Source organism: Archangium violaceum Cb vi76 (genome assembly GCF_000733295.1).
GTDB lineage: Bacteria > Myxococcota > Myxococcia > Myxococcales > Myxococcaceae > Archangium > Archangium violaceum.
The window spans coordinates 21,403-37,542 of sequence record NZ_JPMI01000098.1 but is presented as its reverse complement, the minus strand read 5'-3'; the positions used below and the strand labels follow the sequence as shown (position 1 = coordinate 37,542).

Here is a 16,140-nt window from a genome sequence, read left to right as displayed (position 1 = left end):
CATGCGTAGCCAGTCCCAATATCCCGAATTCCGTGTCATCGCTCTGCTCGCGATGGCCTGGTTGGCGGGATGTGCCGCGACAGACACGGGTGTGCGGGCGGGTCAGACGGAGCAGCCCGAAGACCTCACGAGCTACTTCCTCATCATCAGGGACGCCCGCGGTGGTCATGCGGAGCATGCCTGGGTGAAGAAGGCGGAGTTCGATGGGTCAGCGTTCGCCAGCCTGGCCGCGAGCACATCCTCGTCTGGTGGTTGCGCGCGCTCGCGCGATTGCGATCAAGAGCACCATGACTGTTACCAGGGGTGCAAGAAGCGCAAGCCGCCCTATCCTTACAAGCGGAATAGCCCCGAGCACATCGACCTTTGCAACAAGACGTGCCTGGGCAGCTACATGGAGTGCTTGAAGGCGACCGGCCAGCATCCCGTGGGGTTCATGGGAATGAATGACGCCATTGACTGGCTGAAACGCCACCGGAAGGAGGTTCTCGCGGGAACCGTCATCGTCGCGGCCGGAGTCGCTCTTGTCGTGGTCTCATCGGGGGCGGGGGTCGTGGTGCTGGCCCCGCTCGTGGTCGCCATTTGATGGACGGGGACCCCACATGAGCATGGATCCTCCGAGCACGTCGAAGGCGTTCGATTTCGAGAAGACCCTCGAGGAACTCGAGCAGTTGGCGGACGAGCAGGCCCAGCAACCCGCCCGGGTCGATGCCATCGAGTCCGCGGCCCTGGCGCTGCACTTCATCCATGAGCTGGGCAGGCTGGACGATTTCCGGGAGCACCTCCGGAATTTCCGTACGGGCCAGAGACCTTCGGTCGGCGCCGCTCCGTCCTTTGACAGCATGTCCGAGGCCATGGACTGGCTGCGCGCGCAGCGGGAGCCCCGGTATGGCGCCCGGGTCAACGTGGTGGGGGTCCCTCATGTGGTGATGCGGGAGCGCGCGGACCGATGGTTCCTGATTCCCGCTCCACGCACTCCGCCCGAGGCTCCAGAGGGCCCGTAATCCCAAGCCCTCTCGCCACAACGAAAAGGAAATCGCCGCTCCCCCCATGTCGGGCGAGCGGCGATTCAGAACCCCTGGGCACCGCCTTCCCCGTGGGAAGTCCTCAGGCGAGGACTTCTTCCGGCGTGTAGTAGGCTCGCGGAGGCGCGATCGTCCCGGTGCTCAGGCCGAAGTAGCGGAACATCCGCTCATGGTGGCCCGCCAGCCCCCGGAACCGCACCTTGCGCTCGGCCAGCGGACGGGTCAGCACCGCCATCGCCGAGTCACGGAACTCCTTCAGGTGCGTGAAGTCCACCACCACGTCCCGCGCCCCCAGCTCCTCCAGGGAGCTGCGCAGCGCCATCGCAGTGCGACCATCCAGCGTGCCCGCGAGCCGCAGGGTCAACTGCCCCGCGAGTTCTTCCCGTTGAATCTCAAGCCCCGCTACCATGGTTCGTCTCTCTCCGTCATGCCGCGTGCGTCCACTCGGAACCGGGCGTGTCGCGGTGCCCGGTCCGGGGTGGACCCATCCACCCCGGCGCTCGTCTCTGGCGGCGTACAGTGCTTCCGTTTTCCCGGGAAAGGCAGTCACATCCCTGAAAAAACCGCCGCACTGTCGGAGACCAGTCGAGCTGACTGTTCTCCACCCATCACCCCGGTCCGCCAGATGTTTGCTTCTGCGCTTCCCTCAGGGAGATCTCGCGCGCCTGCTGGGCCTTCAGGCGGCGGAACTCCTTCATCACCTTGGCCGGATAGCCCGCCATGAAGCGCTCGCGCTTGTCCTTCTTGGCGAGGATCTTCTTCGCCAGCCCCGGCCCCGCGTTGTACGCCACCAGCGCCCGCTCCGGAGAGCCGAAGCGCTCGATGAGATCGGCCAGATAGGCCGTGCCCAGCTCCACGTTCAGCTCCGAATCGAACAGATTGGTGTGGCGCTGCAGCTTGAAGCCCGCCCGGTCCGCCAGGTAGTTGCCCGTGTCCGGCATCACCTGCATCAGACCCATGGCTCCCACGTGCGACACCGCGTAGTTGTTGAAGGAGCTCTCGCAGCGGATGACCGCCACCACCAGCATGGGGTCCACCTTGTTGCGCCTGGCCTCGCGGACGATCGCCGTGGCCAGCCGCCGCTGCTGGCGCTCGGGCAGCCGTGAGGCCTGCACCGCCGCCACCACCCCCAACGCCTCCGCCTCCGTATAGAGCGCCGCCTCCTCCTCGAGCCGCGCCACATGGGCCTCCTGCGCCGCCAGCTTCGCGCGCAGCTCCGCCACCTCTGGACTGCTCTCCCCTGGGAAGTAGGGCTGGAAGGCCCCCGCCTCCATCCCCACCAGCATCCCCGCCGTCACCATCGCCACCGTCCACCCTCTCATGACACTCCCTCCCCACGCGCTCCGAACGGGCCCCGCGTCCGTGTGGCAGATGACCGCGGCACAAAGCACCCCGCGTGCCATCCGGCAAACGCCTGGAATCACGAGGACGACGTGGGAGGTGGGAAGTGGGGGACCGGAAAAAATGTCCGATCTGGGAACGCCTTTGCCCACCGTGAGACTGTCGAAAGGAGGGGTTGCCGCAACCGGCCAGGCGTCCCAGTTTTGCGCACGGTTCCGAGACCATCGGGAGAGGAGTGGGCGGCGTGTACTGGACGATGAGTGCGATCCTGTTCGTGCTGTGGGTGCTCGGGCTGATCAGCGGCTCGACCGAGGGCAGGTGGATTCACCTTCTATTGATTTTCTCCATGGTGACGTTGATCCTCGCGTTGGCGCGGCGGGGCAGGGGAGCCCTGGCATGAGGCGGGCTCCAGCCATCATCGATCTGGAGCTGCCGCGGGACGCGAGCGGCTTCGTGCGGCGCGAGTGTCCCCAGTGCCAGCGGGACTTCAAGACGCGGCCCTGCCGCCACGATGCGAGCATCCTCCAGCGCCGGCTCGCCTCGCTCTTCCCCTTCGAGAACGCTCACGAGAGCTTCGACGAGGTGCCGGACTGGTGGTGCCTCTATTGTGGCCACCGGGCTCCGGGGGACGAGTGGCTCACCCCGAGCCAGCAGGCGCATGTGGAGGCCGTGGCGCGCGCCTGGGCCAACCACGTGCGTTACGAGCAGCTGGCCTACGTGTCGCGCACCCTGTCGCTCAACCCGCGGCCCACCTTCGTCAGCGTGGAGCCCGAGGCCCTGCCCGGACCCATGGCTCCGGACACGGATGACCTGCGGATCATCCCCCTGGTGTGCTGCGGCGAGGAGGTGAAGGCCCTCTGGGACTGGGAGGGTCCGCTCTTCTGTCCGCGCTGCGGCTCCCGGCACGGGGGCTTGAGTGGCCGGCAGCAGATCCACCTGGAATTCATCCAGGAGTAGACGGAAGCCCGCCCCCGGGGGCAGTCTCCGGGGCCGATGAGGCGGACGGCCCGGCTGGCGCTCTCGCTCGTTCTCCTGGTGGTGGCCGGGAGCGCGAGCGCCCACGATGCGGACATCCTCTATGCGCAGCTCTGGCGCCCCGTGGCGGGGGGGCCGGAGGTGCATGAGCGCATCACCCTCACGGCGGGCTCGCTCGCCCTGCTCATCCCCGCGGACGCGGACGGGGACGGCGTGCTCACCCAGGCGGACCTGGACGCTCGGGCGCCGGCACTGGCCGTGGGCATCTGGGACGCCATGCCGCTGAGCGCCGGGGGCCAGCCCTGCACCCGTGGCGCCACCACCGCCCGGTTGCGTGTGTCCTACGTGGAGCTCGGCGCCACCTTCCAGTGCGCGCCCGGCGAGCTCCGCCAGCGCTTCTCCCTGCTGTCCGTGCTGCCGTCCAACTACAAGGTGGTGCTCGGCAGCTACATCCAGGGCGAGCAGGGACAGCGCTTCGCGGATGCCTCCCAACCCACACTCGTCGTGTCTGAATCCGGAGTGTCCGGGCCCGGACAGCCGGAGCGCGAGCGCGTCTCGGGGCTGCTCGACTGGGTGGGCCTGGGCCTGGTCCACATCTTCGGGGGAATCGATCACCTGGCCTTCCTGCTGGCCCTGCTGCTGGTGGGAGGCGGCTTCCGGCGGGTGCTGCTGCTGGTGACGGCCTTCACCCTGGCCCATTCCCTCACCCTGGGGGCCACCGCGCTGGGCTTCATCCTCCTGGACGACGCGCGCACGCGCTGGGTCGAGGCCGCCATCGCCCTCTCCATCATCTGGGTGGCCCTGGAGAACCTGGTGCTGCGCGAGCACCGCCACCGGGCCCTGCTGACGTTCCTCTTCGGACTGATCCACGGCTTCGGCTTCGCCAGCGTGCTGGGGAGCTACGGCCTGGGTGACTCGGTGGTGACGGGCCTGTTCGGCTTCAACCTCGGCGTGGAGCTGGGGCAGGCCGCCGTGGTCGCCCTGCTGTTTCCCCTCGTCCGGCTCGTGCAGCGCCGGCCCGGGGTGCACCAGCGGACAGTGCGTGCTCTGTCGCTCCTCATCCTCGCGGCCGGCGGATATTGGTTCATGGAGCGTGCCTGGGGCCCGATCGGTTGAATCCGCGCGAGTCCATCCCTAGTTTGCTCGCGGGATTGGGGGCAGCACCTGGGGAGGGCCGATGGGCGCAAGGCATACCCGCTTGGCCGCAGCACTGGCCGCGGCATGGGAGTCCGAAGTGGTTTCGGCGCGTCGTATGACGATGTTGGCCGAGCGACTCGGCGATAGCCGCGGGCGGGCGCGGCTGATGGTTCTCGCCGCTTTTTGCAGGGCACACGCCTCGCGGCTGCTGGCCCGGCTGGCGGCGCTCGGTCGCGGGCCACTGCCGGTACCGCCCGAGGAGATCACCCTCGACGAGGACACGGTGATGGAGCTGCGCCGGGAGGGGGCCTTCGCCCGTGCCTCGGCCGCCCGCTACGAGTCCACCGCCGAACTGGCCCGCCAGCACGCGGACCTGTCCAGCGCCTGGGTCTGCGAGCTCAACCGCACCGAGGAGCAGGACCGGGCCCGGGAGCTCTTCGCCCTGGCCGAGGGCGCCGCCCAGGCCGCCGCCGAGGCCAACCTCTCCTCGGCCGCCGCCGCTCCGGCCGATAGCTGACAGCTCGCTGGCCTTGGGCGTAAAACACGCCCATGGCCAAGGTGGAGAGCTACAACGATCTGATTTTCCAGCTCGGTGATCTCGCGAGAGATCGCCTGGCGGGCAAGCCCAACTGTCCGCGGACCATGGACCGTGTCTACCGCGCCGAGGCGGCGCTGGTGGCCCGCCGGGACGAGCTTGCCGCGCTCGAGCAGCAGCTGAACGAGGAGGACGCGGCCTGGCAGGACTACCTCGCCCAGTACGAGGACAAGCGGGCGGCCGAGTTCGAGATCGTCAAGAAGTGGAAGAAGGCGGTGGACGCCGTGGAGGGGCAGACGAAGACCCTCCGCAAGACGCTGTCCAACCGCCGCGCGGATCTCCGCTACGCCCAGGACGCGCTCAAGAAGCTGGAGAAGAAGCACGCCGACCTGGAGCTCGTCACCACCGACGAGTCCAGGCTGGGTGCCTCGCGCGACAACATCAAGAAGAACCGCATCACGATGATGCGCCTGGCGCGCGACGTGGAAGACCTGGAGAAGCAGGTCGAGCTGGCGCTCACCCCCAGGCCCGGTCAGCCCGGTGCGCCCGGCATCCTGGCGCACAAGCGCAGGCTGGACATGGAAGACGAGATGACCGCCCACAAGGAGCAGGTCGACCAGGTGATGGCGGAGATCGACCAGGCGATCGCCGAGAAGGAGACCGAGGTCCAGGCCGCGGAGGATTATCTGGACCAGGCGTTGTTCCTCCTCGGCGAGGACGTGTACGCCCAGCGCATCCAGGACGCGCAGCTCGCACCGTTCTACCCCCGGCTGGATCGCGCGCAGTGAAGCCCCTCCCTCCCGCCGTGCTTGACGGTAGGGGGCGAGCTGCTACATTGCGCCGCTTCCTGGCGTCCGGGGAACTGAAGTCGGACGCAAACTGCTGAAATCATTGATGTTTCCGCGCGATTGGCGCGGGTTGTGAGGACGACGTGAAGGGTTTGATTGGTAAGAAGATTGGAATGACCCAGGTGTTCAACGACGAGGGCAACCTCGTTCCGGTGACGGTGGTCGACGTCAACACCTGCCAGGTCGTGGGCAAGCGGACGCCGGAGAAGGACAAGTACTCGGCCGTGACGCTGGGCTTTGGCGAGGTTCGCGAGAAGAACCTGAGCAAGGCCGAGGTGGGCTTCTTCAAGAAGAACGGCGCGCAGCTGCGCCGTCACGTGAAGGAGTTCCGCGTCTCCACCGAGGAGGCCGCCGGCTTCAACGTGGGCGACGCCGTGAAGGCGGACCTGTTCACCAAGGGCCAGCTGGTGGACGTCACCGGCGTCACCAAGGGCCGCGGCTTCCAGGGCGTCATGAAGCGCTGGAAGTTCAAGGGCTCGCAGACGGCCACGCGCGGCACGCACGAGTACCGCCGTCACCCGGGCGCCATCGGCCAGCGTAAGACGCCCGGCCGTGTGTACCCCAACAAGAAGCTGCCCGGTCACTACGGCGTGGATCAGGTCACCACCCAGAACCTGGCCGTGGTGGACGTGGACGTGGAGAAGGGCCTGCTGCTCATCAAGGGCACCATCGCCGGCCACAACGACGGCATCGTCATCGTGCGCCCGAGCATCAAGGTGGCGCTGCGCGAGCAGCACAAGGCGGCTCGCTCGAAGTAAGCTGTCTCCCCTGCGTGTGCCCCCTCCCTCACCCGGGGGAGGGCCGGACCATCGTCCTACCGAGACTCCAGGCACCGCCGCAGGTTCATCGACGCCCCGCACCGGCTACCCTCCGGGCGGGGCGTTCGTGTTTCCGGACTCCGGAAACGTTGGCCAGCGTGCGCTGGCATGCCGTGTGTAGACGAAAGCACACCCCGAGTGAGCCTGGTCTCTTGCTCCTGGGTGATCGCGTGCCCACATGTCTGCGCCACACGGTCATGAATGCACGCAACCTTCCCCGTTTCGTTTCGCTGGCCCTGGTGCTGACGGCGCTGTCCGCCTCCGCCCAGGAGCAGGTGCTGGACCCGGCCGCCGTGCGCCACCGGCTCTTCTCTCCGGAGCAGCGGCTGGAGGCGTCCGTCTCGGTGGGCCTGCCCGCGCGCGAGTACCTCACCGCGCACTACAACCTGAACGCCGGCCTCGCCTACAACTTCTTCAACACGCTCGCCCTCGAGGCCCGCGCCGGCTACGCGCTCAGCCGCCACACGGGCCTGGCGCGCTCCATCTCCGAGAGCTTCCTCGCCCGTGAGGACAAGAAGATCACGGACGAGCTCGAGGACATGTGGGAGATGAATCTGCACGGCGTGGTGGGGGCCCGCTGGGCGCCCATCTACGGCAAGCTGTCGCTGCTGGCGGATGAGACGGCCCACTTCCAGGCCTACCTGTGGGCGGGTGGCGGGCTGGCCTCGCTGCGGCGCCAGTCCGTCATCCAGTGCAACCAGGTGGTGAACCGCGACCTGGGCATCTGCGACAACCGCACGGATCCGAACAACAGCCTCAGCGCGACGCAGTCCTTCTGGCGCGTGGACACGCGCATGGCGCCGGTGGCCACCGGGGCGGTGGGCTTCCGCTTCTTCCTGTCCAACGGGCACGCGCTGCGCTTCGAGCTGCGCGACTGGGTCTTCACGGACGAGTACCGCGTGAACGTGGAGCGCGAGCTCTGGGAGCGGGGCGAGGAGAGTGGCACGCCCGCGCCCAACCCGGGCCTGACGCATCTGGTGCAGTTCGATATCGGCTACTCCTTCATCTTCTGAGGCTGACGTCCCGCATGCGACCGACCGCGTTCCTCGCCGTTCTCCTGTCCGCCACGCTGGCGACCGCGCAGGAGGAGACCCCGGCGCCGCCCTCGGAGACGGCGCCCATCCCCGTGAAGCCGGAGCTCGAGCCCCCGGAGACCGACGTCTCCGCACCGGCCGTGCCCGAGCCCCTGGACACCCAGGCGCCCGTGGCTCCCTCGGACGCGCCGCTGGCCACGGCCGGGGAGCCCGAGCTGCAGCCGGTGTCGGATCCGAATGCGCAGCGCCTGGTGAACGGGGCGCCGCTGCACAACCCGAACGTGGCCGTCCACGTGGTGCAGAAGAAGCGCTTCGCGGACGAGGGCCGGCACGAGTTCACGCTCTACCCGGTGGTGGCGCAGGTGAATGGCCGCTTCACCGACCACGCCGGCAGCGCGCTGCACTACACCTACCACCTGCAGGAGAACTTCGGCCTGCAGGTCTCCAGCACGTACAACTGGTACTCCAACGAGAGCCTCTTCAACCTGGAGCTCATCGACAAGGTGCGCGAGCAGGCGCAGGCGGCCTCGGCGCTGCTGCTGGTGTGGGGCGCGCAGGCGGGCGTGGAGGTGACGCCGCTGTACGGCAAGTTCGCCTTCTACGACAACCACCTGCTGCAGTTCAGCCTGGTGCTCAACGGCGGCGCGGGCATCGGCTCCACGCGCGTGCTCGTCCGCCCCGAGGTCTCCAATCAGGTGGATGGCGAGTCCTTCACGGTGCCGGCGCGCTTCGGTGACACGGGCACGAAGTTCCTCGGCTCGGTGGGCGGCGGCTTCCGCGTGCAGTTCGGCGACTCCATGGCGCTGCGCCTGGAGGTGAGGGATCTCATCTACACCGCCCGCGTGGACCGGGTGGACGGCTGCAACCTCCAGGACTTCCAGAAGCTGGAGGACGCACGCGGCTCCGGCCAGAGCTTCTCGCAGCTGGGCCTGACGGGCAGCTGCCAGTTCCAGAAGTTCGACGGGGTGGACCCGAAGACACGCAAGAACTACCGCGAGGACATCGTCCTGGGGAAGGACCTGGTCAGCAACCCGTCCTCGGACGTGCTCAACAACCTCAGCTTCTACGGCGGTTTCTCCATCCTCTTCTGAGACACGCGCCATGCACCGACTGATTCTCGCCACCTTCCTGGTCCTCGCGCCGCTGGCCTCCGCGCAGGACATGAACGCATACAACCAGGCGCTCGCGAGCTTCAACGCGGGCAAGCTGGACGCCGCGGCCCCGCTCTTCTTCGAGCTGTCCGCCAACGCGGGGGACTCCGACATCCGCGCCCGGTCCGAGTACTACCTGGCGCAGACGTACGCCCGGAAGAAGCTGCCCATCAGCGCGCTCGTCGCCTACGCGGCCATCGTCAACGCCGGCCCCCAGCACCCGTCCTATTTCCAGGCGCTCGAGGGGCTGGTGGACGTGCAGCAGCAGCTCAACGAGCAGAACCTCGTGCCCAACATCCTCGACAAGGCCTACACGCCCATGGTGCAGGACAAGTGGGTGAGGTTGCCGCGCGAGGTGCTGGCGCGCGTGCAGTACCAGGTGGCCACCATCCGCCAGCGCCGCGGCCGCTTCGAGGAGGCCCGCGCGCTGCTCGAGGCCGTGCCGTCCGACAGCCGCGTCTACGCCCGTGCCCGTTACCTGCTGGGCGTGGTGCTGGCGGATCCACACTTCCCGGGCCGTCCCGCCGAGGCGGACGCGCTGGATGCCGCCGCCCTGGCCGCCTTCAAGGGCGCGCTGGACGCCAAGGGTCCGCAGCTCGCCCATGACGAGGTGAAGCAGCTCGCCCTGCTGGGCATCGGCCGCCTGCACTACGGCCGCCACGAGTACCCGCAGGCCGTTGCCTCCTACGAGGACGTGCCGCGCTACGCCCGCTTCTGGGATCAGGCCCTCTTCGAGAACGGCTTCGCCCGCTTCCAGAACGAGGACTTCGGCGGGGCGCTCGGCAGCCTCCAGGCGCTGCACGCCCCGCAGTTCGAGGGCGCCTTCCAGCCCGAGTCGTGGATCCTCAAGGCGACCGTCTACTACTACAGCTGCCTCTTCGACGAGGTGAAGACCACGCTGACGGCCTACGAGCAGCTCTACGAGCCCATGGCGAAGCAGCTCGAGCCGTTCTCCGGCGAGGACGTGGATCTGCTGAGCGCCTACAACCTGGTGGCGGCGGAGAACCGGCGGTTGCCGCGCCCCATCTACCTGTGGATCCGCGGCAACGAGCGCATCCAGGACGTGATGCGGATGATCGAGCAGGTGGACGCCGAGAAGCGCGAGGTGGCCGCCCAGGGCAACTGGCAGGGCACGGGCATGGTGCCGGAGATCACCTCCTCGCTGGAGGAGGTGCGCGGCACGCTGATGCAGATTGGCGGACGTTTCGCCAAGAGCCGCCTGCAGGAGGCCGCGCGGAACCTGCGCACCTTCGCGGACCAGGCGGAGATCATCCGCGTGCAGACGGCGCTCGACGAGAAGGACCTGCTGCTGGCGGGCGTGGATCAGAAGGCAGTCCTGAAGTCCCAGTCCATCTACCGGCCGAAGATGCCCGGGGCCGCGTGGAACTACTGGAAGTTCCAGGGCGAGTTCTGGCGCGACGAGATCGGCTACTACCAGTACACGCTGAAGCGCGGCTGTCCGGCGAAGCTCCAGCAGAAATAGATCCTCTACGGGGGTGGAGGATCCGAGGGGGCGGGCCCGGGCGCATGCGCTCGGGTTCCGCCCCTTCGTCTTTGTTCAGCCCTGAATGCTGGCGGTGCCCACCCGGGTCGGATCCCACGGATCTTCCCAGGTGGAGCACTTCTCATTCCAACTGCGCATTTCTACTTTCCCTCGTCCCTTTCGGTAGGTGGTGAGGGAGGCGATGGGGGCGGCCCGGCTTCTCGTGGAGCTGGAGGGGCGCGCTCTTTTTTTCCTCGCACCCTCCACAGGAGCTCGCATGAAGGCGGTCCTTCGTTTCGGTGCGCTGGCGGTGGGCGTGGCGCTCACCGCGGGCGGAGCAGGGGAGGCGGCACAGCGCTCGGGCAAGTCCTCCCAGGCCGCGCGCAAGCAGGTCTCGTCCAAGCAAGGCCCTTCCAAGGAGAAGGAGGTCTCCGCCAAGGGAGCCACTTCCCAGGAGAAGGAGCCCGAGCGCCAGGGTCCGGCCCGCATGGGTCCCGCGCGCATGGGTCCGGGATCGGACAACACGCCGCGCATCGCCGATGCCAGGAAGGACGGGCTGGCGGACCGCAAGCGTGACGAGGCCATCGAGGGCTTCAAGCGTCTGATCCCCAAGCTTCAGGAAGGCTCGCACCGCCGGGCGGACATGCTCTACCGCCTCGCCGAGCTCTACTGGGAGAAGTCCAAGTACCTCTACCAGCAGGAGATGAACCGCTACCTCCAGGAGGAGAAGGCCTTCGACGCGGCCACCGCCCGCGGCGAGAAGCTGGAGGCGCCCAAGCAGGATCACCGCGAGAGCGAGCGCTTCCGCGCCGAGACGATGCGCATCTACGAGGACCTGCTGGGCGGCTACGTGGACTGGCCCCAGCGCGACGAGATCCTCTTCTACCTCGGCTACAACCTCCAGGAGCTCGGCCGGCGCGATGACGCGGTGAAGCGCTACCTGCAGCTCGTCGAGGAGTTCCCCCAGTCGCAGTTCGTCCCGGACACCTACGTCCAGCTGGGCAACCACTACTTCGACAACAACAAGCTCAAGGAGGCCCGCTCCTACTACGAGAAGGCGCGCTCCTCGAAGGTGCCCAAGGTCTACGCCTATGCCGTCTACAAGCTGGCGTGGTGCGACTACAACGGCGGCGCCTACGACGAGGGCCTCGCGAAGCTGCACGAGGTGGTGGACTACGCCGGTGAGCGCGGCGAGGAGTTGGGTGACCTGAAGACCGAGTCGCTCAACGACCTCATCGTCTTCTACGTCAAGCTGGACAAGTCGAAGGAGGGCATCGCCTATTTCAAGGCCAAGGCCCCCGAGAAGCGGCAGGAGCGGCTGATCTCCAAGATGGCCGCCCAGCTCATGGAGGTGGGTCTGTACGACAGCGCCATCGAGACGTACCGCGTCCTGATCAAGGACAGGCCCATGGGCCCCGGGGCGCCCGAGTACCAGCAGTCCATCGTCCGCTCCTACGAGGGCCTGCGCCAGCGCAACCAGGTGCGCGCCGAGATGAAGCGCATGGTGGAGCTGTACCGGCCCGGCGGCGCGTGGTGGCAGACGAACACGGGCAACAAGTCCGTCCTGCGCAATGCCTTCAGCGTCACCGAGGAGGCCATGCGCGTCATGGTCACCGACTACCACCAGGAAGCGCAGAAGACGCGCCAGGTGGAGACGTACCGGCTCGCCCGCGACATCTACAAGCAGTACGTGGACACCTTCGCCACCAGCGATGAGCCCGAGTTCATCTCCGACTCCGCCTTCAACATGCGGTTCTTCTACGCGGAGATCCTCTGGGCCCTCGAGGAGTGGGAGGCCGCCGCCGCCCAGTACGACGCCGTGGTCGCCTTCAAGATTCCGGAGCGCGACTCGGCCCGCGAGGTCTCCAACGAGTCCTACCGCAAGAACGCCTCCTTCGCCGCCATCATGGCCTACGACAAGCTCGTGAAGATCGAGCGCGGCCAGCTCGCCAAGAGCGAGCTCAAGGACGGCCAGAAGGTCGACGAGAACAAGTCCAAGGGCCAGGTCGAGAAGAAGGGCCGCATCACCAAGAAGGACACGGATCAGGCCGAGGAGCCGCTCACGCGCTTCGAGGAGCGTCTGGTCGCCGCGTGCGACACGTACAACTCGCTCTACCCGGACAACCCGGATGAGATCGACCTGCGCTACCAGGCCGCCCTCATCGTCTACGACCGCCACCACTACATGGACGCGGCGAAGCGCTTCGGGGAGATCATCAACAAGTTCCCCGCCGAGCGGCGCTCGCGTGACGCGGCGGACCTGACCATGTACGTGCTCGAGTCCCGCGAGGAGTGGCTCGAGCTCAACAAGCTCTCGCGGCAGTTCCTCGCCAACGAGAAGCTGCTCAAGCCCAGCCCCGAGTTCGCCGCCCGCGTGGCCCGCGTCGTCCAGGGCTCGCAGTACAAGTGGATCCACGAGGTCGTCTACCAGAAGGAGAAGAACCCGGCGAAGGCCGCCGAGCTCTTCCTCGACTACGTGAAGGAGTTCCCCAGGTCGGAGAACGCGGACCGTGCGCTCACCTCGGCCATGGTCATCTTCCAGGAGGCCGGGCAGCTCGACCGCGGCGTGGCCGCCGGCGAGCGCGTCCTCACCGACTACGCGGGCAGCCCCTTCGAGCCGAAGATCCGCTACACGCTCGCGCGCCTCTACGAGAAGCTCGCCGAGTTCCGCAAGGCCGCCGCCATGTACGCCGCCTTCGTGGACGCCCATGACTCCGCCACCCGCGCCGCCGCGGCTCGCAAGGCGAAGCCCGTGGCCAGCAAGGGTAAGGGCGCCAAGGGCAAGGACGCGAAGAAGGAGTCCATGTCCGGTGACGCGCCGAGCGCCGGCGAGGCCCGCGCCAGCAAGGACGAGGAACGCCGCCAGCTGCTCACCGAGGCCACCGCCTGGGTGCCGGATGCGCTCTTCAACGCCGGCCTCTGGTGGGAGGGCGTGGGCGAGTCCGACAAGGCCATCTCCTCCTACCGCGCGTACATCGCCCGCTTCAAGGACCGGCCGGACGTGCCGCAGCTCGCCTACAACATCGGCCTCGTCCACGAGAAGGACGGCAAGTCCGCCGAGGCCGCCCGTGCCTTCGAGTCCTTCGCCGGGACGTACGGGCGTGACTCGCGCACCTCGGCCGCCCAGCTCTACCTGGCCCGCTACCGGCAGCTCATCGCCTACCGCAAGCTGAAGAACGCCCGCGACGCCGAGCGCGTCCAGGGCGAGCTCGTCCGCGGCTGGGCGAAGCTGTCCCAGCAGGAGAAGCAGCGGCCGGACCTCCTGGACGCCTACGGCCACGCGCGCTTCCTCGCGGTGGAGGGTGACTGGGAGCGCTACGTGGACATCCGCTTCAAGCGCGTGGCCACCATCCGGCGCGACCTCGCCGCCAAGCAGCAGTCCATCCAGAAGCTGGAGAAGGCCTACGTGGACGTGCTCGGCACCGGCTCGGGCGAGTGGGGCATCGCCGCGCTCACCCGCATCGGCCTCGCCTACGCGGACTTCGCGCGCAACATCCTCGAGTCGCCGGATCCCTCGGGGCTCGACGAGGAGCAGACGGCCATGTACCGCGCCGAGCTGGAGAACCTCGCGCTCCCGCTGGAGGACAAGGCCACCGAGGCGCTCGAGAAGGCGCTGGGCAAGGCCTACGAGCTGTCGCTCTACAACGAGTGGACCCTGGCCGCGCAGGACCAGGTGAACCGCTACCGCCCCGGTGCCTACGCCCAGGTGCGCCAGGTGCCCTTCCGCGGCAGCGAGTTCTTCGTCACCTCGGACGTGGCCAAGGAGCCAGGCCTCCCCGAGGTCAGCCAGTCCACTCCCGCCGCCCAGGAGCCCGCCGCTCCGGCTCCCTCGTCCAATGAGACCCCGGCTCCCGCGGGCAACGCGGCGCCCATTCCGCCCACCGCTTCCGGGGAGGCCCAGCCGTGAAGGTGACGCTCATGCATCCGCAGGCATCCGCAGGGAGTACGTTCATGGCGTTCCGCCGCACCCTCGCCGCCGCCACGCTGGCCCTCACGACCGCGTGCGCCACGACCTCGCAGGTGAAGCCCGTGCCGGTGGCCACCACCGAGGCCCCGGCACCCGCTGTTCCCGCTCCCGTCGCCGAGACGAAGAAGGAGCGCGACATGCGGGAGGTCTTCGCCCAGGCCGTCGCCGCCTTCGACGCGGGTGACTACGCGAAGGCCGAGGAGGGCTTCCGCGAGGTGGTGGACAAGGCGCCGCAGAGCCTCAATGCCCAGTTCAACCTGGGCGTCATCGCCGAGCGCCAGGGCCGCATCGCCGACGCGCAGGCCGCCTATGAGAAGGTCCGCTTCCTCGAGCCCGGCCACGTGCCCACGCTGCTCAACCTGGGCCGCCTGTACCGGGTGCAGGAGAAGTACGAGGACGCCATCGCCCTCTACGAGGAAGGGCTGAAGGTGAAGGGCCGCGAGCACGAGGCCTCGCTGCTCAACAACCTCACCGTGGCCTACCGGCTCGCAGGCAAGCACGAGCTGGCCGAGGCCACCGCCCGCCGCGTGCTCGCGCGCCATCCGGACGACGCCGAGGCGTACAAGAACCTCGCGCTCGTCTACTACGACCAGGGGAAGTACCGGCTCGCGGAGCTGGTGCTCGCCAACGCGCGCAAGCTCGATGAGAAGGACCCCGGCATCTACAACAACCTGGGGATGATCTACCTGAAGCTGGAGGACCGGCCCCGCGCGCTCGCGCAGTTCCAGAAGGCCGTGTCGCTCGACGAGCGCTTCGCTCCCGGCTACCTCAACCTCGGCGCCATGGCGCTGGCCTGGCGCGACTACGCCGGTGCCGAGCGCTCCTTCTCCAAGGCCGTGGAGCTGGAGCCCGGCTCGTCCGAGGCCTGGCTCTACTACGCCTATGCGCTGGACGGGCAGAAGGGCCGCGATGCCAAGAAGGGACTCGCCGCGGGCGAGGCCTTCGAGAAGGTGCTCTCGCTGCGCGCGGAGCAGCCCGAGGCCCTCTGTGGCGCGGGCTGGGCCTACGCCGTCGAGCGCGCCGGCTGGGACAAGGCCGAGGGCTTCCTCCAGCGCTGCAAGGACCTGGGCTCCACGAGCGCGCAGGACAAGCAGATGATCGACTCGAAGCTCCAGGGCATCGCGGCCATGCGCAAGACTGGCCAGCCCGAGGCCGCGCCCGAGGAGAACGCGCCCAATCCGGCCGCGGTCGGAGGCAGTGGTTCGATGCTCGACAAGGTGTCCGATGAGACGGCGCCGCGGGAGGGCGCGCCCGCCGACGCGCCCGGTGAGAGTGGTGCCGCGCCTGTCGATGGTGCGGCGGCATCGCCGGAGCAGGGCGGGCCGGCGGCCGAGCCTCCGGCCGAGGCCCCGCGGGCCGAATAACCTACCGGTCCCAGTGGGAAAATTTTTCCACTTACTGGGGCCTCACGGGGAGCGAGTGGAAACGCTTCACAGGGATTTCGCGGCATTCCACGACCCGGGACGTTGGTGCAGAGCGTGCAAGGAAGCTGGAAGGAACCTCATCCGGGACCCGCTGTCCCATCCGACGAGGAGGCCTGACATGAGACGACTGGCAGCGGCAGTGGCGGTGGTGGCGTTGTGGGCGGGGCCGGCACTCGCGGAGGACGAGCCGAAGACCCAGGTGAAGGTCATCCAGGAGGAGGACAAGGTCGTCGTCCGAAAGAAGACGACGATCGACTTCACCGACATGGCGGTGGAGGGCGAGCTCACGAAGCCCGAGGGCTCGTACGTGCTCAACCGGAAGAAGACGGACTTCCAGAGCCTCATCCGGGTTCGCGACAACTTCAATCCCGAGCTGCAGAAGTCGGTGGACAACCTCTAATGAGC

16 protein-coding genes are annotated in these 16,140 nt (G+C 68.1%); 14 read left to right on the top strand and 2 right to left on the bottom strand.

The window, feature by feature from the left end; translation table 11 throughout:
• Position 1: 1 nt before the first annotated feature.
• Positions 2 to 583, top strand: coding sequence for a hypothetical protein (locus Q664_RS56350; RefSeq protein ID WP_160174417.1), 582 nt, complete (start codon positions 2 to 4; stop codon positions 581 to 583).
• 16 nt (positions 584 to 599) lie between these two features.
• A complete protein-coding gene (locus Q664_RS15755; protein WP_043395359.1) occupies positions 600 to 1,001 on the top strand; it encodes a hypothetical protein in 402 nt (133 codons plus the stop codon).
• A 103-nt stretch (positions 1,002 to 1,104) separates the two neighbouring features.
• Here Q664_RS15755 and Q664_RS15750 read toward each other — a convergent pair whose 3' ends face one another.
• A complete protein-coding gene (locus tag Q664_RS15750; protein ID WP_043395357.1) occupies positions 1,105 to 1,431 on the bottom strand; it encodes an STAS domain-containing protein in 327 nt (108 codons plus the stop codon).
• A 199-nt stretch (positions 1,432 to 1,630) separates the two neighbouring features.
• Positions 1,631 to 2,344, bottom strand: a complete 714-nt coding sequence (locus tag Q664_RS15745; RefSeq protein WP_043395355.1) for a lytic transglycosylase domain-containing protein — start codon at positions 2,342 to 2,344, stop codon at positions 1,631 to 1,633.
• 263 nt (positions 2,345 to 2,607) lie between these two features.
• On the opposite strand from Q664_RS15745, the gene Q664_RS57740 reads away from it, so the two are divergent.
• From Q664_RS57740 to Q664_RS15690, 12 genes are all read left to right on the top strand, one after another.
• On the top strand, positions 2,608 to 2,763 hold the full coding sequence (locus Q664_RS57740; RefSeq protein WP_143195608.1) for a lmo0937 family membrane protein: 156 nt from the start codon (positions 2,608 to 2,610) through the stop codon (positions 2,761 to 2,763).
• The gene (locus tag Q664_RS15740) at positions 2,760 to 3,320 is read left to right on the top strand and encodes a hypothetical protein (RefSeq protein ID WP_043395353.1); all 561 of its coding nucleotides are present in this window, start codon (positions 2,760 to 2,762) and stop codon (positions 3,318 to 3,320) included. The genes Q664_RS57740 and Q664_RS15740 overlap by 4 nt, the downstream gene beginning before the upstream one ends.
• Positions 3,321 to 3,356: 36 nt before the next feature.
• Positions 3,357 to 4,454 (top strand): HupE/UreJ family protein, encoded by a 1,098-nt coding sequence (locus Q664_RS15735; RefSeq protein ID WP_043395351.1) that lies wholly within the window; start codon positions 3,357 to 3,359, stop codon positions 4,452 to 4,454.
• A 136-nt stretch (positions 4,455 to 4,590) separates the two neighbouring features.
• Positions 4,591 to 4,992, top strand: a complete 402-nt coding sequence (locus Q664_RS15730) for a hypothetical protein (RefSeq protein ID WP_235216715.1) — start codon at positions 4,591 to 4,593, stop codon at positions 4,990 to 4,992.
• A 32-nt stretch (positions 4,993 to 5,024) separates the two neighbouring features.
• Positions 5,025 to 5,798, top strand: coding sequence for a hypothetical protein (locus Q664_RS15725; protein WP_043395347.1), 774 nt, complete (start codon positions 5,025 to 5,027; stop codon positions 5,796 to 5,798).
• Positions 5,799 to 5,941: 143 nt separating this feature from the next.
• Positions 5,942 to 6,616, top strand: a complete 675-nt coding sequence (rplC, locus tag Q664_RS15720; protein WP_043395345.1) for a 50S ribosomal protein L3 — start codon at positions 5,942 to 5,944, stop codon at positions 6,614 to 6,616.
• A gap of 257 nt (positions 6,617 to 6,873) precedes the next feature.
• Complete coding sequence (locus tag Q664_RS15715) at positions 6,874 to 7,689, top strand: outer membrane beta-barrel domain-containing protein (protein ID WP_043395395.1); 816 nt, start codon at positions 6,874 to 6,876, stop codon at positions 7,687 to 7,689.
• A 14-nt stretch (positions 7,690 to 7,703) separates the two neighbouring features.
• The gene (locus Q664_RS15710; protein WP_043395343.1) at positions 7,704 to 8,801 is read left to right on the top strand and encodes an outer membrane beta-barrel domain-containing protein; all 1,098 of its coding nucleotides are present in this window, start codon (positions 7,704 to 7,706) and stop codon (positions 8,799 to 8,801) included.
• A 10-nt stretch (positions 8,802 to 8,811) separates the two neighbouring features.
• Positions 8,812 to 10,344, top strand: a complete 1,533-nt coding sequence (locus tag Q664_RS15705; RefSeq protein ID WP_043395341.1) for a tetratricopeptide repeat protein — start codon at positions 8,812 to 8,814, stop codon at positions 10,342 to 10,344.
• Between the two features lie 277 nt (positions 10,345 to 10,621).
• Positions 10,622 to 14,251 (top strand): tetratricopeptide repeat protein, encoded by a 3,630-nt coding sequence (locus Q664_RS15700; RefSeq protein ID WP_043395339.1) that lies wholly within the window; start codon positions 10,622 to 10,624, stop codon positions 14,249 to 14,251.
• Between the two features lie 44 nt (positions 14,252 to 14,295).
• Positions 14,296 to 15,675, top strand: coding sequence for a tetratricopeptide repeat protein (locus tag Q664_RS15695; RefSeq protein WP_235216714.1), 1,380 nt, complete (start codon positions 14,296 to 14,298; stop codon positions 15,673 to 15,675).
• 178 nt (positions 15,676 to 15,853) lie between these two features.
• Entirely contained in the window at positions 15,854 to 16,135 is a 282-nt protein-coding gene (locus Q664_RS15690) for a hypothetical protein (protein ID WP_043395337.1), read from the top strand.
• The last annotated feature ends 5 nt before the right edge of the window (positions 16,136 to 16,140 follow it).